The organism is Nonomuraea sp. SBT364 (genome assembly GCF_001083785.1).
Classification (GTDB): domain Bacteria; phylum Actinomycetota; class Actinomycetes; order Streptosporangiales; family Streptosporangiaceae; genus Nonomuraea.
The window spans coordinates 36,588-60,250 of sequence record NZ_LAVL01000042.1 but is presented as its reverse complement, the minus strand read 5'-3'; the positions used below and the strand labels follow the sequence as shown (position 1 = coordinate 60,250).

22 protein-coding genes are annotated in these 23,663 nt (G+C 70.3%); 16 read left to right on the top strand and 6 right to left on the bottom strand.

The genetic code is table 11. The features are described 5' to 3' along the window. The 6 genes from ADY59_RS51545 to ADY59_RS20455 form a co-directional block, all read left to right on the top strand. Nucleotides 1-405: hypothetical protein (locus ADY59_RS51545; RefSeq protein WP_049564458.1), on the top strand; the 405-nt coding region annotated here is incomplete at its 5' end. Nucleotides 406-501: 96 nt separating this feature from the next. Then, on the top strand, nucleotides 502-849 hold the full coding sequence (locus ADY59_RS20475) for a DoxX family protein (RefSeq protein WP_049564436.1): 348 nt from the start codon (nucleotides 502-504) through the stop codon (nucleotides 847-849). Between the two features lie 95 nt (nucleotides 850-944). After that, nucleotides 945-1,553, top strand: a complete 609-nt coding sequence (locus tag ADY59_RS20470; RefSeq protein WP_049564434.1) for a dihydrofolate reductase family protein — start codon at nucleotides 945-947, stop codon at nucleotides 1,551-1,553. Between the two features lie 34 nt (nucleotides 1,554-1,587). Beyond that, entirely contained in the window at nucleotides 1,588-2,523 is a 936-nt protein-coding gene (locus ADY59_RS20465; protein WP_197093753.1) for an acyltransferase domain-containing protein, read from the top strand. Between the two features lie 71 nt (nucleotides 2,524-2,594). Continuing rightward, complete coding sequence (locus ADY59_RS20460; protein ID WP_049564432.1) at nucleotides 2,595-3,896, top strand: AAA family ATPase; 1,302 nt, start codon at nucleotides 2,595-2,597, stop codon at nucleotides 3,894-3,896. After that, nucleotides 3,893-4,603: an HNH endonuclease gene (locus tag ADY59_RS20455; protein WP_231618806.1), complete on the top strand. Its 711-nt coding sequence runs from the start codon at nucleotides 3,893-3,895 to the stop codon at nucleotides 4,601-4,603. Before ADY59_RS20460 ends, ADY59_RS20455 begins: the two co-directional genes overlap by 4 nt. 6 nt (nucleotides 4,604-4,609) lie before the next feature. On the opposite strand, the gene ADY59_RS20450 is transcribed toward ADY59_RS20455, so the two are convergent. Next, nucleotides 4,610-5,629, bottom strand: coding sequence for a LacI family DNA-binding transcriptional regulator (locus ADY59_RS20450; protein WP_049564430.1), 1,020 nt, complete (start codon nucleotides 5,627-5,629; stop codon nucleotides 4,610-4,612). A gap of 321 nt (nucleotides 5,630-5,950) precedes the next feature. Between ADY59_RS20450 and ADY59_RS20445 the strand changes: the two genes are divergently transcribed. The 6 genes from ADY59_RS20445 (at nucleotide 5,951) to ADY59_RS20420 (ending at nucleotide 13,858) form a co-directional block, all read left to right on the top strand. Next, nucleotides 5,951-7,705, top strand: coding sequence for an ABC transporter substrate-binding protein (locus ADY59_RS20445; protein WP_049564429.1), 1,755 nt, complete (start codon nucleotides 5,951-5,953; stop codon nucleotides 7,703-7,705). Between the two features lie 62 nt (nucleotides 7,706-7,767). Further along, nucleotides 7,768-8,763, top strand: a complete 996-nt coding sequence (locus ADY59_RS20440; protein WP_049564427.1) for an ABC transporter permease — start codon at nucleotides 7,768-7,770, stop codon at nucleotides 8,761-8,763. Next, nucleotides 8,760-9,644, top strand: a complete 885-nt coding sequence (locus ADY59_RS20435; protein WP_049564425.1) for an ABC transporter permease — start codon at nucleotides 8,760-8,762, stop codon at nucleotides 9,642-9,644. The genes ADY59_RS20440 and ADY59_RS20435 overlap by 4 nt, the downstream gene beginning before the upstream one ends. After that, nucleotides 9,641-10,582, top strand: a complete 942-nt coding sequence (locus tag ADY59_RS20430) for an ABC transporter ATP-binding protein (RefSeq protein WP_049564424.1) — start codon at nucleotides 9,641-9,643, stop codon at nucleotides 10,580-10,582. Before ADY59_RS20435 ends, ADY59_RS20430 begins: the two co-directional genes overlap by 4 nt. Beyond that, the gene (locus ADY59_RS20425; protein ID WP_049564423.1) at nucleotides 10,582-11,457 is read left to right on the top strand and encodes an ATP-binding cassette domain-containing protein; all 876 of its coding nucleotides are present in this window, start codon (nucleotides 10,582-10,584) and stop codon (nucleotides 11,455-11,457) included. Before ADY59_RS20430 ends, ADY59_RS20425 begins: the two co-directional genes overlap by 1 nt. Nucleotides 11,458-11,467: 10 nt before the next feature. Further along, complete coding sequence (locus ADY59_RS20420) at nucleotides 11,468-13,858, top strand: glycoside hydrolase family 2 protein (protein WP_049564421.1); 2,391 nt, start codon at nucleotides 11,468-11,470, stop codon at nucleotides 13,856-13,858. Here the strand turns inward: ADY59_RS20420 and ADY59_RS20415 are convergent. The 4 genes from ADY59_RS20415 to ADY59_RS20400 all read right to left on the bottom strand — a co-directional run bounded on the left by ADY59_RS20415 (nucleotide 13,847) and on the right by ADY59_RS20400 (nucleotide 17,737). Beyond that, nucleotides 13,847-14,305 carry a Clp protease N-terminal domain-containing protein gene (locus ADY59_RS20415; protein WP_049564420.1) on the bottom strand — a complete coding sequence of 153 codons (459 nt, stop codon included), beginning with the start codon at nucleotides 14,303-14,305 and terminating at the stop codon, nucleotides 13,847-13,849. The two genes, ADY59_RS20420 and ADY59_RS20415, sit on opposite strands and share 12 nt — an antisense overlap. An 83-nt stretch (nucleotides 14,306-14,388) precedes the next feature. Beyond that, the gene (locus ADY59_RS20410; protein WP_049564418.1) at nucleotides 14,389-15,807 is read right to left on the bottom strand and encodes a pyridoxal phosphate-dependent decarboxylase family protein; all 1,419 of its coding nucleotides are present in this window, start codon (nucleotides 15,805-15,807) and stop codon (nucleotides 14,389-14,391) included. After that, nucleotides 15,804-17,126 (bottom strand): MFS transporter, encoded by a 1,323-nt coding sequence (locus tag ADY59_RS20405; protein ID WP_049564417.1) that lies wholly within the window; start codon nucleotides 17,124-17,126, stop codon nucleotides 15,804-15,806. The genes ADY59_RS20410 and ADY59_RS20405 overlap by 4 nt, the downstream gene beginning before the upstream one ends. Continuing rightward, nucleotides 17,123-17,737: a TetR/AcrR family transcriptional regulator gene (locus tag ADY59_RS20400; RefSeq protein ID WP_049564415.1), complete on the bottom strand. Its 615-nt coding sequence runs from the start codon at nucleotides 17,735-17,737 to the stop codon at nucleotides 17,123-17,125. Before ADY59_RS20400 ends, ADY59_RS20405 begins: the two co-directional genes overlap by 4 nt. A gap of 90 nt (nucleotides 17,738-17,827) precedes the next feature. Between ADY59_RS20400 and ADY59_RS20395 the strand changes: the two genes are divergently transcribed. Beyond that, a complete protein-coding gene (locus ADY59_RS20395) occupies nucleotides 17,828-18,859 on the top strand; it encodes a LacI family DNA-binding transcriptional regulator (protein WP_049564453.1) in 1,032 nt (343 codons plus the stop codon). Here the strand turns inward: ADY59_RS20395 and arfA are convergent. Then, entirely contained in the window at nucleotides 18,856-20,346 is a 1,491-nt protein-coding gene (gene arfA / locus ADY59_RS20390) for an arabinosylfuranosidase ArfA (RefSeq protein ID WP_049564413.1), read from the bottom strand. The two genes, ADY59_RS20395 and arfA, sit on opposite strands and share 4 nt — an antisense overlap. 302 nt (nucleotides 20,347-20,648) lie before the next feature. Here arfA and ADY59_RS20385 point away from each other — a divergent pair, with 302 nt between their 5' ends. The 3 genes from ADY59_RS20385 to ADY59_RS20375 are packed head-to-tail and all read left to right on the top strand — an operon-like array spanning nucleotide 20,649 to nucleotide 23,616. Beyond that, nucleotides 20,649-21,863 carry an extracellular solute-binding protein gene (locus tag ADY59_RS20385; RefSeq protein WP_231618805.1) on the top strand — a complete coding sequence of 405 codons (1,215 nt, stop codon included), beginning with the start codon at nucleotides 20,649-20,651 and terminating at the stop codon, nucleotides 21,861-21,863. Further along, nucleotides 21,863-22,786, top strand: coding sequence for a carbohydrate ABC transporter permease (locus ADY59_RS20380; protein ID WP_049564409.1), 924 nt, complete (start codon nucleotides 21,863-21,865; stop codon nucleotides 22,784-22,786). The genes ADY59_RS20385 and ADY59_RS20380 overlap by 1 nt, the downstream gene beginning before the upstream one ends. Next, entirely contained in the window at nucleotides 22,783-23,616 is an 834-nt protein-coding gene (locus ADY59_RS20375) for a carbohydrate ABC transporter permease (RefSeq protein WP_053174951.1), read from the top strand. The genes ADY59_RS20380 and ADY59_RS20375 overlap by 4 nt, the downstream gene beginning before the upstream one ends. Nucleotides 23,617-23,663 lie beyond the last annotated feature (47 nt).

The window sequence follows — 23,663 nt, the reverse complement described above, 5'->3', positions numbered from 1 at the left end:
CTCGCCGATGGGCCACAGGGCCGCCACGCCCTGTCGGTGGCGGCCCTGTGGCCCATCGACGACAACGCCGTCACGCTCTGGCCTGGCAGCCACCGCTGGCCCGACCACCGCGAACCCCTCGGCCCCGGTGTCCCCCTGGCCGTCGAGGCGGGCTCGTGCGTGCTGCTCCTCGGCACCCTCTGGCACACCCGCCCGCCGCTCCCGGCACGGGCGGCGGCCCGCCTGACCGTCACGGCCCACTACTGCGAGCCCTGGCTGCGCACCCGGGAAGCCTTCACCCTGTCGCCCGGCCGCGACGTCGCCCGCCAGCTCACCGGCCGGGTCCGCCACATGCTCGGCTACAGCCTCCACCTGCCCGACACGGGCCTGGTGGACGGCCTGCACCCCGAGCGCCTCTTCGCCTGAGAAAAATCTTCGCCGCCCTGTCACACACCCCCGCCCCGGCGGGTCGAGGCAGTGAAGGGCTCGAAGCAGCCCCCGTTCGCACGAGGAGCGTCTCAGATGTCCATGACCCACATCGTCGTCACCCTGCTGGCCGCCGCCACCACCGGCTTCTCGGCCGTCTCCGTCTTCATGCGCGCCAAGTGGGTCGTCGAGCCGCTGGCCGCCTACGGCATCCCGAGCAGGTGGTGGCCCTGGCTCGGCGCAGCCAAGGCCGCCGGCACCCTCGGGCTGGTGGCGGGGCTCCTCGTCCCGGCCGTCGGCGTGGCGGCGGGGATCGGGCTGGTGGTGTACTTCACCGGCGCCGTCGTCACCGTGGCCCGCGCGCGCTGGTTCTCGCACCTGCCGTTCCCGATGATCTACGCGGTCCCGGTGATCGCCTCCCTGGTCCTCGGCTTCACCGCCTGACCGGCGCGCCTTACGGGAGGCGGAAGGAAAGCCGTAAGGATTCCTTGAGCGGCTTCCGCGATGCTGAAGGCACATCGAGCTGAAGGAGCAGGAACATGGCGAGCAAACTGGTGGTCTCGGCGTTCGTGTCGCTGGACGGGGTCATGCAGGCTCCCGGCGGCCCGGGCGAGGACGACTCCAACGGTTTCCCGCACGGCGGCTGGCTGGCCCCGCACGTGGACGAGGTGTTCGGCCAGATCATGGGCGACCAGCTGGAGCGCGCGACGGGGATGCTGCTGGGCCGCAAGTCGTACGACATCCTCTCCTCCTACTGGCCGGACGTGCCGGACGAGGAGGGCGGCGCCAGGATCAACAGCATGCCCAAGTACGTCGCCACGCGGACGCCCAGGACCGCCGCGTGGCGCAACACGACGGTCCTGGCGGGCGAGGCCGCCGAGACGATCGCCGAGCTCAAGCGGAGCACCGACGGCGAGATCATGACCCAGGGCAGCACCGACCTCATCCACACGCTGCAGCGGGCGGAGCTGGTCGACGAGTACCGGCTGCTGGTCTTCCCCGTCGTCCTGGGCGAGGGCAAGCGCCTCTTCGCCGAGGGCACCGCGCCGGCCGGGCTGAAGCTCACCGGCTCGACCGCCACGGGCGCCGGCGTCCTGTACGTGACCTACGCGTGGGAGGGCAAGCCCCGCTACGGGTCCGTCGGTTGAGCCGCGGGGCCGGGACGGTCTAGCGTTCGGGCGCATGAGAGACCTGTTGCCGCCCGCTCTGCTCGACCATCTGGAAAGCGTCGGCCCCATCGAGATCACCCTGCCGCCCGACCCGGTCGCCGAACTCCTGCGCCTGGCCGTGCCGCACGAGGACGTGGCCGGAGTCCTGGCGGCCCGCCCACGGCCCGGGACCGAGGCGTGGTGGCTGCTGGAGCGGTGCGTTCACACCCTGGTGTCGGCGATGGGCGAGTTGGACGACCCGCCGCAGTTCCCCGAACTGCCCGACCCGTACTTCTACGTGTACGTCTATCTCGCCGCCGCGCCGCATGTCCGGGCCTACCACCGGTCCCGCGGCATTCCGGACGACGTGGCCTCGCGCACGCTGGCGGACCTGGGCCGCAACATGGCGGTGCACCGCAAGAGGCACGGCGCCGGCGGGCTCAACGCGCCGTTCTGGCTCATGCTGCACTTCCGCGGCCTGATCTACGACCTCGGCCGGTTGCAGTTCCAGCGCGCCGGACTCGGTACGCGCACGGCGGAGGCGATCAGGGCCGAGGGGCTGCCCTGCGAGCCGGGCGAGCCGGTGCTCTCGGTGCACATCCCCGACTTCCTCGGCCCGATGACGCCCGCGGCGTGCGACGCGGCCTTCGACCGCGCCGCCGAGTTCTTCCCGAGGTACTTCCCCGAGGAGAAGCCGCGTTACGCCGTCTGCCACTCGTGGCTGCTGGACGACCAGCTGGCCGGCTACCTGCCTGAAGAGTCCAACATCATCCGCTTCCAGCGTCGCTTCCGGCAGGCGTACCGGCACGAGAACGACGGCGGCATCGTGGCGTTCGTCTTCGGCGCCGACGGCCCGGACCTGCCCCGCCGGACCAACCTGGAGCGAGCGGTCGGCGACCACCTCCGCGCCGGCCGCACCTGGCACCTGACCTCAGGGTGGACGACGCTGCCCGAGGCCCCGGCGGGATAGCCCGGCCGCCCAGGAGCGAACGCCGTAGAGTTGCACCGCCGGCCTTGGAGAATCCCGGAAGGAGGCTCACCATGTACATATCGCGGCTGGTCATCCAGGGGCTTCGCGGGTTTTCCGGGCCCAGGCGGGTGGACCTCGACTTCGGCCGTCCGGACGGCTCGTACGCGGGCTGGACGGTTCTCGCCGGCCGGAACGGGTCGGGCAAGACAACGATTCTGCAGGCGATCGCGTTGGGGATCGTCGGCCAGTATTTCGTACGCGATTGGGAGGGCTGGCGGGGCGCGCCCGAGGGTGAGCCGGGGTTTCTCCGTGTCACGGCGGTACAGGACCCGAAGTTCGACCAAGGGCTGGATTTCGGTCCGCAGGACTTCGAGCTGCGTTGGAACGACTCCGACGACTCACCCGCGCCTCCGGGGTGGGCCGTCACCTCCGGCCGGAACAAGGGCGCGAGGCGTCTGCGGTTCGCGCCAGGAGAGGGATGGTTCTTCGCAGGGTACGGCCCCTTCCGCCGGCTCTCGGCCGCCGCGCTGGGGCACGGTGCCTCCTCACGCGCCGCGATGTACCAGGGATTGCGGACGCTCTTCGACGAGGACGTGAGCCTCGTGGAGGGCGTCAGCTGGCTGGTCGGGCAGCACCTTTATCAGTTGGAAGGGCGTCAGGGCGCGGCTGAGCTGCTGGAGGCCGTTCTCTCCTTGCTGGGCGACGGCATGCTTCCCGATGGCCACACGGTGGTGCGCGTCGATTCCGACGGACTGTGGGTGCGGCAGGATGACGGCACGACGATTCCGTTGCGGCGGATGAGCGAGGGATACAAGACGATCACGGCCCTCGTGCTCGACATCATCCGCCAGATGCACCTCGCGTATGGGAATGTCCGCGTCACTCACAACGGAGAGACGCCGACCCTGGCGTATCCGGGCGTCGTCCTCGTGGACGAGATCGAGAACCATCTGCATGTCAGCTGGCAGAAGAAGATCGGGGAGTGGCTGACGGATCACTTTCCGCTCGTCCAGTTCATCGTGACCACGCACAGCCCGTACATCTGCCAAACCGCCGCGGCCAACGGCCTTGTCTCGCTTCCCGGCCCTCAGGAGCCCAGGGCGGCGCACGTCGTCGAGCAGGACCTCTACGAGCGGGTCGTGTTCGGCAGCGGCGACGATGCCATTCTGACCGAGCTCTTCGGTGTCGACAGCCCCTATTCGAGGAGGGCGGAAGACGTCAGGCGAATTCTCGGGGACCTTGAGGACAAGGTTCTGGGCGGTTCCGCGTCCGCGATCGAAATCGAAGAGTATCGACGGCTCAGCAAGATGCTGGAAAGCTCGCTTTCGGCTCGGGTGGACGAGGTCTCCTCTCGGCTGGGGAGGCGGGATTGATCCGAATTTCCCGCCCCGACCTGGACGCGGAGCTGTCGCTGAGACTGCGCGCACGTACCGATCAGTTGAAGGTCGCGGATGCCGATCATCGAGCTGCCCGCCGAGTCTGGTCCGGTGCCGCCCTCGAGAAGGAGGGAATCAGGCTGGCATTGCGCCTGATGTCGGCGGCGGTCGAGCGCTGCATGTACTGCGGTGACAGCCGGGGCACGGACATCGATCATTTCGAGCCGATCAAATTAGCGCCGCTCCGCACATTCGAGTGGCTGAACCACCTGCTCGCTTGCTCGTCGTGCAACAGCAACGCGAAAAGGGACCGGTTTCCCGTCGACGAATCCGGAACCTGCCTGCTGGTCGATCCCACACGCGACGATCCCCTCGACCATCTCCGGCTGATCCTCTCGACCGGCACCTATCGCGGCAACACGCCCAGGGGCTGCACGACCATCGAGGTGTTCCAGCTCAACCGTGCCGATCTGCGGCGAGGGAGAGAACTCGCGTTTCCCAGGTGTCAGGCCATGTTGCGTGAATACCTCCGTCTGCGAAATGCGGGTGACCGTCGCGATGCCGCTGTCATGCTGAACGCGCTGCGCGAACAGCCGTTTCTCGACGTGCTGTACGCCATGTATCGCACGATGCCGGTTCCGGGCGCCGACGTCGTCCTCGGTGGCCCAGAGGTGCTGGACGCCCTGCGCTTGTCCATGGCGTGATTGGCGTCATCGGGTGGGCGGCGGGGCGGTGCTGCCGCGGGGGACGAGGCGGGCCGATTCGTCCTTGATGCCCGGCACCTCTTCGCCGGCGATGAGCGCGAGCAGGGCGCGGGCCGCGTGGGCGCCGTAGGCCGGGATGTCGCGGGTGAGGGCGCTCAGCGCCGGGCGGACCACCTGGGAGAGCGGTGAGTCGTCCCAGGCGACGATCGACAGGTCGCCGGGGATGTCCAGGCGCATCTCGGTGGCGGCCGACATGCCCGCCACCGCCATGATGTCGTTGTCGTAGACGATCGCCGTGGGCCGGGTGGCGGCGCTGACGAGGCGGCGGGTGGCCCGCGCGCCCTCCTCCCCGGTGTAGTCCGTGTGCATGATCGTGTGCCCGTCGAGCCCGAGGTCGTCGCACGCGGCGGTGAACGCCTGGTCCCGCAGCACCGTGTGGACGAGCTCGGGCAGCCCGGCGACCCGGGCGATGCGGCGGTGGCCGAGGGCGGCCAGGTATTCGACGGTCTCCCGGATGGCCACCGCGTCGTCGGACCACACGGGTGTCAGCGAGCCGGCCTCCGAGGGATGGCCGATGACGACGGCCGGCAGGCCGAGCTCCTTGAGCGCCGTGACGCGGGCGTCGGAGAAGCGCAGGTCGACCAGGATCGCGCCGTCGACGCGGCCCTCGCCCCACCAGCGCCGGTAGACCTCCATCTCCTGGTCGGGCGAGCTCACCACCTGCAGCATCAGCGCGTAGGAGCGGCCCGACAGCTCGCTCTCGATGCCGCTGATCAGCTCCATGAAGAACGGCTCGACGCCCAGGATGCGCGCCGGGCGGCACACGGTCAGGCCGACGGAGCGGGCCCGGGCGCCGTTGAGCGCGCGGGCGGCGGAGTTGGGGCGCCAGCCGATCTCCTCCGCGATGGCCTTGATGGCGGCGCGTTTGGCGGGGGAGACGCCGGGGCGGTCGTTGAGCGCGTAGGAGACGGCCACCTTGGAGACGCCCGCACGCCGAGCGATGTCGGCGATCGTCGGTCGCTTCACGGGGCCTCCTCTTGTGAACCGGTTAGTCAATGCAACCGCACCTTACTACCGCGCATCGCGCCGCACATCGCGGGCCTGAGCGTCTCAAACGCATCACGACCCTTGACGTCGTCGTCACGCGGTATTTACCGTCACGGTACTTCACCGGTTCAGCGACAGCACGGGCACAACCGGTCGCGGGAGCGCTCCCAGATGGCTCCGGCGCAGGTCACGGGCTTTCACCGGATCGGGGAAAGCGGCGGCGTCACACGTCCCGGGCCGCCGATTTCGGGGTTGGACAGGACGGTCGACCTCCGCTTCGGTGGGGGAAGGAGACAACAGATGCAGACCCGGGCGCGGATCCTGATACCGCTCCTCGCGGCTGGCCTGACGGCCACCGCCTGTACCAGCGGCAGCCCCACACCGGCGGCTCCCCAGAACAGCCAAGCCGCTCCCGCCACCAACCAGGGCACCACGGGCGAGCTACCGCGCAACGAGACGCTCTACACCACCGGCACCCAGTGGGGCCCGCCGGCCAACTTCAACCCGATCCGCGAGTGGGACTCGGCCACCGGCACCAAGGGCCTGGTCTACGAGAGCCTGTTCCACTACGACCCGAACGCCGCAAAGCTCACCCCGTACATCGCCGAGAGCGGAAGCTGGGTGGACGACACCACGTACGAGGCCAAGATCCGCACCGGGGTCAAGTGGTCCGACGGCCAGCCGCTGACCGCCAAGGACGTGGCGTTCTCCTACAGCCTCGGCAAGATGGAGACGATCCCGTACCACAACATCTGGGACTGGCTGAAGAGCGTCGAGGCGGTCGACGACCAGACGGTCCGCTTCACCTTCTCCCAGGCCAACTACCAGGAATGGGACTTCAACCTCTACAGCCGGGTCATCGTGCCGGAGCACATCTGGAAGGACCGCTCCGAGGAGGACGTGCTCAACGGCGTCAACGAGAACCCGGTGGGCAGCGGCGCGTACAAGTATCAGAGCCACGACCAGGACCGCGTGGTCTGGGTCAAGCGCGACGACTGGTGGGGCAAGACGATCCTCGGCATGGAGCCCAAGCCGAAGTACATCGTCGACGTCGCGACGCCCAGCAACGAGGTGGCCATGGGCATGCTCCTGCAGAAGGGCATGGACATGAGCAACAACTTCCTGCCCGGCGTGGCCAACCTGGTCAAGGGCAACTTCGGCATCACCACGTTCTACAACGAGCCGCCGTACATGCTGTCGGCGAACACCGCCTGGCTGGTGCCCAACACCAAGAAGAAGCCCATGGACGACCCGGCCTTCCGCAAGGCGCTGGCCACGTCCGTGGACGTCAAGAAGATCGTCGAGGGCGTCTACGGCAACCTGGTCAAGCCGTCCAGCCCGACGGGCCTGCTGCCGCAGTGGGACCAGTTCGTGGACCAGGCCGTGGTCGGCTCCGACGGCTTCACCTTCGACACGGCGGCGGCCAAGAAGGCGCTGGCCGACGCCGGCTACAAGGACTCCGACGGCGACGGGCTGGTGGAGAACAAGGACGGCTCGAAGATCAGCCTGACCATCGAGGTGCCCGCCGGCTGGACCGACTGGATGGAGGCGGCCCGCGTCATCTCCAGCAGCGCCAAGGCGGCCGGGATCGACGTCAACCCCGAGTTCCCCGACTTCAACGCGCTCGTGCAGAAGCGCGGCGAGGGCAAGTTCGACCTGGTGGTCAACAACGAGCGGCAGCTGTCCAGCAGCCCGTGGACCTACTACGACTACATCTTCCAGCTCCCGATCAGGAAGCAGCAGAACACCGTCAACTTCGGGCGGTACGAGAACAAGAAGGCCTGGGAGCTCGTCCAGCAGCTCGACCAGGTCAAGACCGACGACATCGAGGGCATGAAGAAGGTCATCTCCGAGCTGCAGAAGATCCACCTGCAGGAGATGCCGATCATCCCGCTCTGGTACAACGGCCTGTGGTCCCAGTCCAGCACCAGCGTGTGGAAGAACTGGCCGTCGTCGGCCGCGGGCACGCCCAAGTCGGCGCCCGTCATGTGGCGCAACTGGCTTGAGCTGGGCGGTTTCGAGACGCTCACCCAGCTCCAGCCGGCGGCCGGCTGACCGGATGATCGTGCCCCCTCCGCCCTCCCACCGGGCGGAGGGGGCCGCTTGGGAGAGCTCACGTGCGCCAATACTTCGGCAGGAAACTGCTCATCTACGGCCTGACCTTCGTGGTCGCCGTCACGGTCAACTGGATGATCCCGCGCTTCATGCCCGGCGACCCGGTCGCGAGCATGCTGGCCAGGGCCCGCGTGTCGCAGCCGGCGGCCGTCGAGGCGATGCGGGCGTACTACACCAACCTGTTCGGCTTCGACCAGCCGATCTGGCAGCAGTACCTGAACTTCTGGGGCGCCCTGTTCCAGGGGGACTTCGGCATCAGCATCTGGGTGTTCCCGACCCCGGTGGCCGACGTCATCCTCGGCGCGGTGCCGTACACGCTGGCGTTGATGATCCCGGCGGTGCTGCTGAGCTACTGGATCGGCAACCGGCTCGGCGCGTTCGCGGCCCGGCGCAAGCTGCTGGACAACACCGTCCTGCCGGTCGGCTACATCCTGACGGCGATGCCGTACATGTGGCTGGCCGTGATCCTGGCCTGGGGGCTGGGCGTGACGGCGGGCTGGTTCCCGGTGGCCGGCGGCTACAGCTTCGCGCTGCAGCCGAGCTGGAGCTGGAGCTTCCTGGTCAACCTGCTGCACCACTGGACGCTGCCGTTCCTGTCGCTGTTCCTGGTCGCGCTCGGCGGCTGGGCGATCGGCATGCGCAACATGATCATCTATGAGCTGGAGTCGGACTACTCCAACTACCTGGCGGCGCTGGGCGCGCCCACGCGGCTGATCCGCCGCTACGCCTTCAGGAACGCGATCCTGCCCCAGATCACCGGCCTGGCGCTGCAACTGGGCGTGCTGGTGGCGGGCGCGCTGGTCACCGAGATCGTGTTCTCCTATCCGGGGCTCGGCAGCCTGATCCTCAAGGCCATCCAGAACCAGGACTTCTTCCTGCTCCAGGGCACGTTCATGTTCATCGTGATCGGGGTGCTGCTGGCCAACTTCATCATCGACATCGTCTACGTGATCGTCGATCCCCGGACGCGAGCGGGAATGGCGGGTGCCCAGGCATGACCACGACCACGACCCTCCCCGCGGAAGAGCGGGTGGTGCGCCGCGAGGCGCTGTACTTCGCGGTGCGCAACACCAAGCTGCTCATCGGCTTCGGGATCGTGCTGGTGCTGCTGCTCACCGGGCTGCTCGGGCCGCTGCTGCTGGGCGGCGAGTCGCCCAACGAGTACGTGGCCGGGCCCATGCTGCCGCCCTCGGGCGAGCACTGGTTCGGCACCACCACGTTCGGCCAGGACGTGTTCACCCAGTTCGTGTACGGGCTGCGCACGACGTTCCTGGCCGGGGCGATGGGCGGCGGGATCGCGGCCGTGATCGCGATGGCGATCGGGTTCGTCGCGGGCTACCGGGGCGGCCTGGTGGACGAGATCCTCAACATGCTCACGAACGTCGTGCTCGTCATCCCGACGCTGGCCGTGCTGCTCATCATCAACGCCTACCTGGGCATCCGGAGCGTGGGCCTGCAGGCGCTGTTCATCGGCCTGACCTCCTGGCCGTGGGCGGCGCGGGCGATCCGGGCGCAGACGTTCTCGCTGCGCAGCCGCGACTTCGTGGACCTGGCCAGGCTGAGCGGCGTGAGCACCCGGAGGATCATCACCCGGGAGATCGCGCCGAACATGAGCTCCTACCTGTTCATGACCTTCATCCTGCTGTTCGGCGGCTCGATCCTGATCGCGGCCTCGCTCGACTTCATCGGCCTCGGCCCGACGGAAGGCGTCTCGCTCGGCCTGATGCTGCAGAACGCCACCCAGTGGAGCGCGCTCCAGCTCGGCCTGTGGTGGTGGTTCGTCCCGCCGGGCGCGGCCATCACGGCCGTCGTGGGCGCCCTGTACGTGGCCAACGTGGGCCTTGACGAGGTCTTCAACCCGAAACTGAGGGAGACATGAGTCTGCGGGTCAATGACCTGAGGGTGCACTACCGCACGCTCAGGGGCGAGGTGAAGGCGCTCGACGGCGTCTCCTTCACGATGGCGGACGGCGAGATCCTGGGCCTGGCGGGCGAGTCCGGCTGCGGCAAGACCACGCTGGGCAAGAGCCTGATCCGGATGGACGGCCGGATGCGCCACGCGGGCGGCACCGTCGAGCTCGACGGGCGCGACCTGCCCATCGGGGACGACAAGGCGATGATCGCCTTCCGCTTCCACGAGGTGTCGCTCATCCCGCAGTACTCGATGAGCGCCATGAACCCGACCCGCAGGATCGGCAGGATGGTCGCCGAGCTGCTGCGCTCGCGCGGGGTCCCGCTCGACGTCAAGGAGCTGGAGAGCCGGCTCGACCTGGTGGGCCTGCCGCGCGAGGTGCTCAACCGCTATCCGATCGAGCTGTCCGGCGGCATGAAGCAGCGCATGGTGATGGTCATCTCCACGCTGCTCGACCCGTCGCTGCTGATCGCCGACGAGATCACCTCGGCGCTGGACGTGTCGACCCAGCAGGCGGTGGCCAAGGCGCTGCTCGGCTTCCGGGAGAGCGGCTACGTCAAGAGCATGATCTTCATCACTCACGATCTGGCGCTGACCTCGCACATCGCCGACACGATCATGGTGATGTACGCGGGCAGGCTGGCCGAGAAGGCGCCGTCAAACAAGCTCACCAAGGCCCCGCGGCACCCGTACACCCGCCTGCTGATCAACTCGCTGCCCGAGATCGGCGTGCGGCACCAGGACCGCATGCTGAAGGGCATCCCGGGCAGCCCGCCGTCGCTGCTCGACCCGCCCAGGGGCTGCCGGTTCCGCGACCGGTGCCCGATGGCGGGCGAGGAGTGCGCCGAGGACCCGCCGCCGGTCGAGATCGAGCCCAATCACTTCGTCGCGTGCTGGAAGGCCTGATGCTGAAAGTCGACAACGTCACGAAGGTGTACAAGGTCGGCACCTTCGGCGGCAAGACCATGACCGCCGTGGACGCGGTGAGCTTCGACGTGCGGCCCGGCGAGGTCGTCTCGCTCATCGGCGAGAGCGGCAGCGGCAAGAGCACGCTCGGCAAGATGATCCTGGGCCTGGTCCCGATCACCAGCGGGTCGATCACCGTGGACGGCGTCGCGGTCAAACCGGGCAAGGAGTACTACCGGTCGGTCCAGGGCGTCTTCCAGGACCCGTTCAGCTGCTACAACCCGGTCTTCAAGGCCGACCGGGTGTTCCAGCTGATCAAGGAGAGCTACTACCCGGCGGTCCCCGCGGCGGAGTGGACGGAACGGGTCCGCTCGGCCATCCGGGACGTCCGGCTCAACCCGGACGAGGTGCTCGGCAAGTTCCCGCACCAGCTCAGCGGCGGCCAGTTGCAGCGGCTGCTCATCGCGCGGGCGCTGCTGCTCGACCTCAAGCTGCTGATCGCCGACGAGATCACCAGCATGCTCGACGCCTCCACCCGCATCGACGTGCTCAACCTGCTGGCCGAGCTCAAGGCCCGCGGTCTCGGCGTGCTGTACGTGACGCACGACCTGTCGCTCGGGCACTACCTGGCCGAGCGGACGGTCGTGCTGCGGCACGGCACGGTGGTGGAGATGGGCGTGACGGCCAAGGTCTTCGACGACCCGCTGCACCCCTACACCAGGCAACTCCTGTCGGCCGTCCCCCGGCTGCACGCCCCGTGGGAGGAGGCCGCGCCGGTCGGCTCGTGCCTCTACCACGAGCGCGGCGGCACCGGCGGGCTGCTGGAGGCCGACCCCGGGCACTTCGTGGCATGTGCCCAGCTCAGCAACTGCTAAGGAGATCTACTTGAGCTCGTACCGACCGTTGCACGACGGCTGGACCGTTTCGGCTGTCTCGCAGGACGTCGGGGTGAAGGACGTGCCCGCGAGCGTGCCCGGCTGCGTGCACACCGACCTGCTGGCCGCCGGCCTCATCGACGACCCGTACCTGGACGACAACGAGAACCGGCTGAGCTGGATCGGCGACGCCGGCTGGGCGTACACGACCACGTTCACCTGGTCGGGCGACGAGCACGAGCGCACCGACCTGGTGTGCGACGGCCTGGACACGGTGGCGACCGTCACGCTCAACGGCGTGGTCGTCGGCAGCACCGCCAATCAGCACCGCTCCTACCGCTTCCCGGTGCGTCACCTGCTGCGCGAGGGCGCCAACACGCTCACCGTGACCTTCGACTCGGCCGTCGCGTACGCCGAGGCGCACAAGGAACGGCTCGGCTTCCGGCCGGGCGCGTACGCGGCGCCGTACCCGTTCGTCCGCAAGATGGCCTGCAACTTCGGCTGGGACTGGGGGCCCGCGCTGGTCACGGCCGGCATCTGGCGGCCGATCGGGCTGGAGAGCTGGAGCGGCGCCCGGCTGGCCGAGGTCCGCCCGCAGGTCCGGATGGACGGCCCGGCGGGCGTGGTGGACGTGCGCGTCCGCGTCGAGCGCGCCACCGAGGCGCCGCTCACGCTCGCCGCCGACGTGGCGGGCGTCAGCGTGGAGGTGCCGCTCGCCACCGGGCAGCGCACCGCCGTCGTCTCCCTGTCCGTGCCCGAGCCGCTGCTGTGGTGGCCTCGCGGGTACGGGGAGCCGAACCGGTACGAGCTGACCGTGCGCCTCGGGGACGCCCGCTGGCAGCGGAAGATCGGCTTCCGGACGGTCGAGCTGGAGCGGGACGCGTTCCGGCTGACGGTCAACGGTGAGCCGGTGTTCGTCCGGGGGGTCAACTGGATCCCCGACGACTGCTTCCCGTCCCGCGTCACCCGCGAGCGCCTGGCCGGGCGGTTCGGCCAGGCCGTGGACGCCGGCGTCAACCTGTTGCGGGTGTGGGGCGGCGGGCTGTACGAGAGCGAGGACTTCTACGACCTGGCCGGCGAGCTCGGGCTGATGGTGTGGCAGGACTTCCCGTTCGCCTGCGCCAGTTACCCGGAGGAGGAGCCGTTCCGCTCCGAGGTGGCGGCCGAGGCCCGCGAACAGGTCGTCCGCCTCGCCCCGCACCCGAGTCTCATGCTGTGGTGCGGCAACAACGAGAACCTGGAAGGGTTCGCCGACTGGTCCTGGCAGGAGCCGCTGGAGGGCCGGAGCTGGGGCGGCGGCTTCTACCACGACCTGCTGCCGTCGATCGTGGCCGAGCTCGACCCGGCGCGCCCGTACATCCCCGGCAGCCCGTTCTCGGCCGATCCGGCCCGGCACCCGCTGGACCCGTCGAGCGGCACCATCCACATCTGGGACGTGTGGAACCGCGAGGACTACACCCGCTACGCCGCCTACACGCCGCGTTTCGTCGCCGAGTTCGGCTTCCAGGGCCCGCCCGCGTACGCGACGCTGCGCCGCGCCGTCTCCGGCGAGCTGGCCGCCGACGCGCCGCTGGTGCTGCACCACCAGAAGGCCGACGACGGCAACGCCAAGCTGCTGCGCGGCCTCGGCGACCATCTGCCCCGGCCCGGCTCGTTCGACGACTGGCACTACCTGACCCAGCTCAACCAGGCCAGGGCCATGACGTTCGGCATCGAGCGCTTCCGCTCGCTCGCGCCGCACTGCATGGGCACGATCGTGTGGCAGCTCAACGACTGCTGGCCCGTCACCTCGTGGGCCGCCGTCGACGGCGACGGCCGCCGCAAGCCACTCTGGTACGCGCTCCGCCGCGTCTACGCCGACCGGCTGCTCAGCGTGCAGGGGGACGAGGTGGCGGTGGTCAACGACGCCGACACGGCGTGGCGCGGCGAGCTGCTGCTGGTGCGCCGGACCCTCGGCGGCGAACCGCTGGCCAAGGAGGCCGTCCAGGTGGAGGTCGCACCGCGCTCGGTCGCCCGGCCGGCCCTGCCGGCGGCCCTCGTGACCCCGGAAGACCCGTCGGGCGAGCTGCTCACGGTCTCACTCGGCGACCGGCGCACGGTCGCCTTCTTCGCCGAGGACCCGGCCGTGGCCTTCCCCCCGGCGGCCTACGACGCGAGCGCCGAGCGGGTGGAGGGCGGCTATCGGGTCACCGTCACCGCCCGCACGGTCCTGCGTGACCTGGCGCTCTTCCCCGACCGCCTCGACCCGGCCGCGTCGGTGGACGACCTGCTCGTCACCCTCCTGCCGGGCGAGACGGCGACGTTCCACGTGACCACGACCGAGTCCCTGGACACGGAGGCGCTGACCTCGCCCCCGGTCCTGCGCTGCGTCAACGAACACGCCACGGCGCTACGACGCTGACGGCCCGGCGGCCTCCCGCTGGACGAGCTCGTTCACGGTGCGCCCGACTCGTTCGAGGTCGGCTCCGAGCTTGACCAGCGCCTGGGCCCCCGCGTTCGCACCGTCGCGGACGAGGCCGAGCAGGAGGTGCTCGGTGCCGACATGGTCGAGGCCGCGCTGCACGGACTCCTGGTGCGCCGTCTGGAGGACCTGGTTGGCCGACGCGGTGAACGGCAGGTAGCCCGGCGTAGGCGCCTGGCCCCGGCCCCTGCTCTCCTCGACCTGGCGGCGCACATCCTCAAGGGTGAGGCCCAGGCCCTTGAGTACATGGGCCCCCACGCCCTCGTCCTCACGGATCAGGCCGAGGAGAAGGTGCTCGCCGCCGATGGAGTCGTGGTTGAGCATCCTGGCCTCCTCCTGGGACAGGGTGAGGACACGCCGCGCTCGTCCGGTGAACTTCTCGAACATCCCGCCACTCCTCGCAGGTGGTAAGTCACCCGGGTAGATCCGGTTTCGTCGTTGAGCATGCTAGTGCGGGTGCGGGCAGGGCCTCAGCTGTAGATCACCGACAGGAAGCGGACCAGGACGGCCTCCCGGACGGGCGCAGGGAGGGCGTCCAGGACGGTGTTGACCACGGCCATGCGCGGCTGCCCGGCGCCGGGCCGCAGGTCGACGCCGACGGAGGCGGCCAGCTCGGCGAAGGTGGCGTCGTCCAGGGCGTCCAGGTCGAGGCCGGCGATCAGGTCGACCAGCCCGTCGGGCAGGGCGGCCGGGCCCAGGCGGCGGGCGGCCGCGGCCGACTCGGCGATCACCTCCAGCATGGCGTCCACCCCGGCGAGCGTCACGCCGGTGACCGTGATGTGCAGGTTGGCCGGGATGCCCGCGTAGGAGAGCTGCGGCTGCAGGAACCAGCCGCGCGCCCGCGCCTCGTCGGCCAGGACGAACACGTCCACGCCGTCGCCGGCAAAGGCCACCAGCGTGGACTCCGGCTCGCCCAGCACCCGCAGCCCGTCGATCCCGGCCAGCCCCTTGCGCAGCCGGGCCGCCGCCTCCAGCGTGGCCCGGCCCAGCTCCAGGTAGCCCTCCCGGCCGATCGCCTGAAGGGTGGCCCACGCGCCGCCGAGCGGGCCGGCCGTGCGCGAGCTCTGCACGGTGGCGTTGATGATCGTGTAGCCGGGCCAGGCGGCCGACGCGAAGTACGCCTTGCGGCGCAGCGCCGGGTCGGCGAACAGCACCACCGACGCCCCCTTCGGCGCGTACCCGAACTTGTGCAGGTCGCACGATATCGACGTCACGCCCGGCACCGTCAGGTCGAACGGCGGCACGTCCGCCCCCGCCTCCCGCAGCCAGGGCAGCAGCCAGCCGCCCACGCACGCGTCCACGTGGCAGCGCACCCCGGCGGCGGCCGCGACGGCGGCGACCTCCTCCACCGGGTCGATCACCCCCTGCGGATAGGACGGCGCCGACACGACGACCAGCACGGTGTCCGCGTCGAGGGCGTCCGCCACCGCCCGGACGGGCACCTTGTACGTGTCGAGGTTCACCGGCACCGGCCGGACCTCCAGCCCCAGGTAGTGGGCCGCCTTGTGGAAGGCGGGGTGCGCGGTGACGGGCACCACCAGGTTGGGCCGCTCCCGCCCGGCGGCGTCGCGGGCGGCCTTCACCGCCAGCATGATCGACTCGGTGCCGCCGCTGGTGAAGATGCCGTGGCCGCCGCCGAGCAGGTCCGCGACCGCGCCCACGACCTGCTTCTCCATCTCCACGATGCTCGGGAAGGCCGTCGGGTCGAGGCTGTTGACCTCCAGCATCTCGACGTAGCCTCGCGCCGCCGCCTCGTGCACCTCGGGCCGCCCGGTGTCGTACACGTACGACGTCACCTGGCCGCCGCGCACCGGCAGGTCGTGCTCCCTGAGCGTGGCCAGTTCGGCCAGCAGGTCCTCGGGCGTGCGCCCGGCAGCGGGCAGGTTCACAGCATCTCCTTGGGTCGGGCGAGCCGCCCGTAGCGGGCGATGAACGGCAGGCTGAGCATCATGAGCACGGCGGGCAGCGCGGTGAAGCCGAGCAGCAGCCCGGTCAGCGCGGCCGGTTCCTGGGCGACGGGCGCCTCGGCCGGAGCGGAGGCGAACCCCGACAGCGTCAGCACGAGCGCGAACAGCCCGGGGCCGAGCGCCAGCCCGGCGGTCTCACCCGCCGTCCACAGCCCGGTGAACGCGCCGGCCTGCGCGTGGCCCGTACGGGCGCTGTCGGCGTGCACGGTGTCGGGCAGCATGGCCAGCGGCAGGAGCTGCAGCGCGGCGTAGCAGACGCCGCCGGCCGCGACCAGCGCCAGCGTCGCGACGAGCGAGCGGGCCTGGACGGCGGGCACCAGCCCGAGCGCCACCAGCCCGAAGCCGACCGTGGCCACCAGGTAGCAGCGCACCGAGCCGTGCCGGTGCGCCAGCCGGGCCCACACCGGCACCGCCGCCATGCTGGGCGCGACCAGGCAGACGAACAGCACCGTCGTCAGCCCGTAGTCGCCCAGCCGGTAGGAGGCGACGTACGGCGCGCCGGCGAGCATCACGGCCACGCCGAGCGCCTGGATGACGAACGCGGCCAGGAGCGCGAAGAAGGGCGCGTTGCCGCGCGCCAGCCGGAAGGCGGCCACCACGCCGAGCGGCCGCGGGCCGGGCCGCGACTCCACCCAGCGGGTCGACAGCGTCGCGGTGACCAGCGCGAGCGCCATCACCGCGCCCACGGTGACGCCCATGACCGCGTAGCCGGGCCGGCCGCCGCCGGCCAGGTCGACCACGGCGGGGGCCAGCCCGCCCGCCACCAGGATGCCGACGGTCAGGCAGACCACCCGCCAGGACATGATCCGGGTCCGCTCTGCGGGAGAGGCCGACATCTCGGCGGGCAGCGCCACGTACGGCACCTGGAAGCACGCGAACGCGGAGGCCGCCAGCAGGAACGCGCCGCCCGCCCACAGCCACCCCGGCGCGTCGCCGGGCACCGCGAACATCAGCGCGAACGTCACCGGCAGCGCCGCCGAGCCCACCAGCAGCAGCCGGGTCCGCCGCCCGGTCCGCACGGCCTCGCGGTCGCTGGCCGCGCCGACCAGCGGGTTGAGCAGCACGTCCCAGATCTTCGGCGTCACCAGCACCGCCCCCGCCACGGCGGCGGGCACGCCCAGCATGTCGGTCAGGTAGTAGAGCAGCAGGAGCCCCGGCACGGCGGAGAAGACGCCGGTGCCGACCGAGCCCGCGCCGTAGCCGAGCAGCCGCCCCCGCCCGAGCCGTTCGGCCGTCGTCACGGGGCCTCACCCGGCAGGCCGAGCGTGCGGTGCAGCGACAGGTGCAGGTGGGCGCGGAAGCGGCGCAGCGCCTCCCGGTCGCCCGCGCCCCGGCGGCGGCCGTCGGCGTCGAGCACCCCGCCCTTGGCGAACCCGTGCACGCACCAGACCACCGACCACAGCGCGTACTCCAGGTCGAGGCCGGGGTCGATGATCCGCGACTCGACCGAGGGACGCAGCGCCGAGGCCACCGCGCCGACCAGCGGCCGGACGTAGCGCCGCTCCAGCTCGTTGACGTCGCCCGCGTCGGACAGCCAGCGGTGCATCCACAACGCGGGCACCTCGGGGTGCTCCACGCAGAAGTCGAGGTAGGCGTCGATCAGCCCGTGGATGGCGGCCACCGGGTCGTCGCCGGGCAGGCCGGCCAGCGCCGTCTCCAGCGCCTCCCGCTCGGCCAGATGCGCGTGCTCCATCACCGCCAGGTAGAGCTCCCGTTTGCCGCCCACGTGGTAGTTGACGGTGGCGATGTTGAGCCCGGCCGCCTCGGCGATCCGCCGGGTGGACGCGCCCTCGTACCCGTGGGCCGCGAAGAGCTCGGTCGCGACCTTGAGGATCGTCTCCGTTGCGGTCATGGCCGCCAACCTATCAATCGATTGATGGAGAAAACAGGGCGCTGAAACCGGTTCCCTCCTGTTAGCGTTATCGGCATGGGGGGTGGCGGCATGGCCGGGAAATCGGACGATCGCAGCACGCGCACCAGGCCGGCGGTGCTCGGCGATGTCGCGGCACTGGCAGGGGTCTCGGCGATGACGGTCTCCCGGGTGCTCAACGCGCCCGACAGGGTGCGCGCCGAGACACGTGAGCGGGTGCTCGCCGCCGTGCGCGAGCTCGACTACTGGCCCAACTCGGCGGCGCGCCAGCTCGTCACGGGCCGGTCCGGGGTGCTCGGCGTGATCAGCATCGACACCACGCTCTACGGCCCCGCGTCCACGCTCTACTGCATCGAGCAGACCGCCCGGCTGAGCGGCTACAGCGTGAGCATCGCCAGCCTGAGCCTGCTGAGCCGGCGCTCCATCGAGGAGGCCGTGCACCGGCTGCGCTCGCAGTCGGTCGACGGGGTCGTCATCCTCGCGCCGCACGAGTCGGCAGCCGACGGGCTCCGCCACCTGCCGCCCGACCTGCCCGTGGTGGCGGTCGACGCGGGGGAGGACATCCCGGTCCCGGTGGTCACCGTCGACCAGCGCGCAGGCGCCGAGCACGCCACCCGCCACCTGCTCGGCCTCGGCCACGAGACCGTCCGGCACCTGGGCGGGCCGGTCAACTGGCTGGACGCCAACTACCGGGTCGACGGCTGGCAGGGGGTGCTGGAGGAGCACGACCGGCCGGTGCACGAGCCGCTGCGCGGTGACTGGTCCCCGCGCTCCGGCTACGAGCTGGGCCGGCAGCTGGCCGCGGACCCCACGGTGACGGCCGTGTTCGTGGGCAACGACCAGATGGCGCTCGGCATGCTCCGGGCGCTGCGCGAGGCCGGCCGGCGGGTGCCCGAGGACGTGAGCGTCGTCGGCTTCGACGACGTGCCGGAGTCGGCCTACTATTCGCCCCCGCTGACCACCGTGCGCCAGGACTTCGGCGAGGTCGGCAGGCACGCATTCCATCTGCTGCTGGACCGCATGGCGGGCAAGGGCGAAGAGGCGCGGCGGCTGGTCGAGCCGGAGCTCGTCGTCCGGGAGAGCACCGCGCCCCCGCCCCGCTAGGCCAGGTGGATCACGTTCCACGACACCGGCGGCAGCAGCACGCGCATCGGGTCGTGCTCGACGTCGGTGTTGGCGCGGGGGGCGATCCGGTCAGGGGCGTCGGCGGTGTTGCGCGCGTACACGTCGGTGTCGGTCAGCGTGGTCGCGGCGGTGATGCGGGCGCCGGCCAGCGCGCGGGCGTCGATCTCCAGTGACAGCGGCGCGTCCGTCGAGCGGTTGACCGCGAACAGCGTCACGCCCTCGTCCGAGCGGGTGGCCACCGCGTGCAGCAGCGGCACCTCGCCGTACTCGGCCGTCTCGTAGAGCGGCGAGACCGGCTCGACCCGCAGCACGTCGCCGATCGCGTACCGGGACGCCTGGGCGAACGGGTGGAAGGTGGTCTGCCGCCAGGCCCGGCCGCCCGGCTCGGTCATGATCGGCGCGATCACGTTGACGAGCTGGGCCAGGGAGGCCGCCGTCACCCGGTCGCTGTTGCGCAGCAGGGTGATGAGCAGCCCGCCGAACGCCACCGCGTCGGCCAGGTGGTAGTGGTCCTCCAGCAGCGGAGGCGCCACCGGCCAGTCGTTCGGCGTCTCGGCGGACTGGAAGCGGGACAGGTACCAGACGTTCCACTCGTCGAAGGAGATGTCGATCTTCTTGCGGGACTTGAGCCGGGCCCCGACATGGTCGGCGGTGGCGACGACCGAGCGGATGAAGTACTCCATGTCGGTCGAGCAGGCCAGGAAGCTGCCCAGGTCGCCGTTCTTCTCCTCGTAGTAGGCATGGCAGGAGATGTAGTCGACCACGTCGTACGTCTCCTCCAGCACGGTCGCCTCCCACGCGCCGAACGTGGGCATCGACGAGCCGGAGCTGCCGCAGGCGACGAGCTCCAGGTCGCGGTCCATCGTGCGCATCGCGCGGGCGGTCTCGGCGGCCAGCCGGCCGTACTCGCGGGCGGTCTTGTGGCCGGTCTGCCAGGGGCCGTCCATCTCGTTGCCCAGGCACCACATGCGGATGCCGTGCGGTTCCTTGGCGCCGTTGGCGATCCGCAGGTCGGACAGCGCGGTGCCGGACGGGTGGTTGCAGTATTCGAGCAGGTCGAGCGCCTCGGCGATGCCGCGGGTGCCGAGGTTGACGGCCATCATCGGCTCCACGCCGGCCTTGCGGCACCAGCGCATGAACTCGTCGACGCCGACCTCGTTCGTCTCGGTGCTGTGCCAGGCCAGGTCGAGCCGGCGGGGGCGCCCGGACTTCGGCCCGATGCCGTCCTCCCAGCGGTAGCCGGAGACGAAGTTGCCGCCGGGGTAGCGGACGGTGGAGACGCCGAGCTCCCGGGTCAGGTCGAGGACGTCGCGCCGGAATCCGTCGTCGTCGGCGCCGGGGTGGCCGGGCTCGTAGATGCCCTCGTAGACGCACCGGCCCAGGTGCTCGACGAAGGTGCCGAAGGTGCGGCGGCGCACGGGTGCCACCCGGAACGCGGGGTCGATCGTCAGGTGTGCCGTCTGCACGTGGCTGCTCCTCAATGCTGGGTTCCAGGAGATTGTTAGCGTTATCAGTTCGCGAGGTCAAGGGTGTGGAAAGCGGTTGCAGGCCAGGTCTTGACACTGGCGTTGTTATCGCTAACACTCGGTGGCCACCCGATGTTAGCGAGAACATGGCCAATCGATCAGCTCGGTGAGAAGAGGCCACTGTGCAAGGTCCACCCCCCACGATCAGCCGCCGGAACCTCCTCGGCGGGAGTCTCGCCCTCCTCGGCGCCGGCGCGGCAGGCTGCGCCATCCCCGTAGGGCTCGGCTCGTCACAGACGCGCGTGAAGTACTGGCACTTCCTGGGCGCCAGCGACGGCATCATCATGAACCAGATGGTCGGCGCGTTCGCCAAGGAGCACGCGGACATCTTCATCGAGGAGAACGTGCTCGCCTGGGGCGAGCCGTACTACACGAAGGTCGCCATGGCGGGCGCGGGTGGCCGCTCACCCGACCTGGCCACCTTCCACCTGGCCCGGCTGGCCGGCATCGGCGCCGGCCAGCTCCTCGACCCGATCAACGTGGACCTGCTGGCCGAGGCGGGATTGCGGGGGGCCGACTTCAGTCCGCCCATCTGGCAGCGCGCCCACTACAACGGCACCCTATACGCGGTGCCGTTCGACGCGCACCCGATGGTGCAGTACTACAACACCGACATCTGCGCCAAGGCCGGCCTGCTCGGCGCGGACGGCAAGCTGCGCGCCACCACCGGCCCCGACGAGCTGCTGGCGGCGCTGCGCAAGGCGAAGGACGCGATGGGCGGCGAGCCGCCGCTGGCCTTCGACGCCCTCGGCCTCGGCACCGTCGGGCCCTGGCGCGTGTGGTGGTCGCTCTACCCGCAGAGCGGCGGCACGCTGCTGTCGGAGGACGGCAGCCGGATCACCATCGACGACGCCAAGGCACTGGCCGCGCTGCGGTTCATGCGCACGCTCGGCGAGGAAGGGCTCTGCGACCCGACCACCGACTACGGGGCGTCGGTCGCCAAGTTCACCAACAACCAGGCGGCCTTCCTGTGGAACGGCGACTGGGAGACCACCGGCCTCAAGGACCGCGGGACGCCGTTCAGCATGGCGCGCTTCCCCAGCGTGTTCGGCACCGGGGCGGCGCAGGCCGACTGCCACGTGTTCGTGCTGCCGCACCAGCGCAACCGCGACCCGGAGGTGGAGCGGGCCACGTACCGGTTCATCGCCTACCTGGTCAAGAACAGCGCCGACTGGGCCGTGGCCGGGCATGTGCCCGCCTACCTGCCCGCGCTGCAGGAGCCCGAGTACCTGGCGTTGCAGCCGCAGTCGGAGTACCGCTCGGTCATCACCGACGTCGCCCTCGACCCGCAGGTCTGGTACACCGGCTCGGCCTCGCGGCTGTGGATCGAGTTCGGCGAGGCGTTCTCCCCCGTCATCAGCGGGGAGCGCACCCCGGAGGAAGGGCTGGCCAACGCCAAGGCCGCGCTGACCCGGCTGATGTCCGCCCCGAACCCCTTCCCCGTCCAGGAGCGATGATGACGACCACCGTCGCCGCCCCCGTCGCCAGCGGCGCCCCCGCCGCCAAGGCCAAGGTCCACCGGAGCTGGACGCAGCACGGGCTGCTGTTCGTCGCCCCCTTCCTGCTCGTCTACGTGGCCTTCCTGGTCTGGCCGACGCTGCTCGGCCTGCGGATGAGCTTCTCCAGCGTCAACATCGCCGGCACCAACGACCGGATGGTCGGGTTCGCGAACTACGCCGAGGCGTTCGGCGACCCCCGCATGTGGCGCTCGCTGTGGAACACGCTGGTCTTCACCGCGCTGAGCACCGTCCCGCTGGTGCTGCTCGGCCTGCTGTTCGCGCTGCTCGTGCACAACCTGCGGTTCATGCAGTGGCTGTGGCGGCTGTCGTTCTTCGGGCCGTTCCTGCTGCCGTCGGCAGTGGTGGCCGTGCTGTGGCTGCAGATGATCTACCCGCCCGAGTACGGCCTGATCAACGGCACCCTGGGCACCGACGTGCTGTGGCTCGGCGACCCCGGCGTGGCCATGTGGTCGATGGTGCTGACGACCGTCTGGTGGACGGTCGGCTTCAACTTCCTGCTCTACCTGGCCGCGCTGCAGTCGATCCCGCAGCACCTGTACGAGGCCGCCGCCATCGACGGGGCGACCGGCTGGGACAAGCTCCGCTCCATCACACTGCCGATGCTCAGCCGTACCACCGCGCTCATCGTGGTGCTGCAACTGCTGGCCTCGCTGAAGGTCTTCGACCAGATCTACCTGATGACCGGCGGCGGGCCGGAGGACTCCACCCGGCCGATCATCGAGTACGCCTACGACGTCGGCTTCACCGGCTACCGCATCGGTTACGCCTCGGCCGTCTCCTACATCCTCTTCGTCATCATCGTCGTCGTATCCCTGGTGCAGCTCCGGCTGTTCCGCAAGCGCGAGGAGGTCGCGTCATGACCAAGCGGTTCAGCCCGAGCCAGCTCGTCCTGCTGGCCGTCGCGCTCGTGCTGGCGGCCATCTGGATCGCGCCGATCGCCTGGGGGCTGGCGACCTCGCTCAAGCCGGAGTCGGAGACCACGGTCATCCCACTGCAGTGGTTCGGCAGCGAGATCACGTTCGACGCCTACGCGCTGGTGCTGGGTACCGGCGGCATCGTCAAGTGGGCGATCAACTCGGCGGTCACCTCGATCATCGTCACGTTCCTGACCGTGCTGCTGTCCGCGATGGCCGCCTACGGGTTCGCGCGCACGCAGTTCAAGGGGCAGCGGGCGCTGCTGGGGCTGATCCTGGCCGGGATCATGGTGCCGCCGCAGGTGCTGATCGCGCCGCTGTTCGCCGAGATGGTCGCGCTCGGGCTGGTCGACACCTGGTGGGCGATCATCCTGCCGCAGGTGGCGGCGCCGCTGATCGTCTTCATCCTGTTCAAGTTCTTCCAGGACGTGCCGCCCGAGCTGGAGCAGGCCGCGTTCGTGGACGGGGCGGGGCGGTGGCGGGTGTTCTTCCAGATCGTGCTGCCGCTGTCGCGGCCCGTGCTGGCCGCGGTGTCGATCTTCACGTTCATCAACACGTGGAACAACTTCCTGTGGCCGTTCCTGGTCTCCACCGACCCGAACACGATGACGCTGCCGGTCGGCCTGGCCAACGTCGTGCAGGGCACGTTCGGTCTGAGGTACGCGCAGATCATGGCCTCGGTGATGCTCGCCGGGCTGCCGCTCCTCGTGGTGTTCGTCCTGTTTCAACGGCAGATCGTCCGTGGCGTCGCGCACACAGGTCTTGCCGGACAGTAGCGAAGTTGTCACTTCCCCGGGACACCCGGGGGTTCAACCTGGCACCC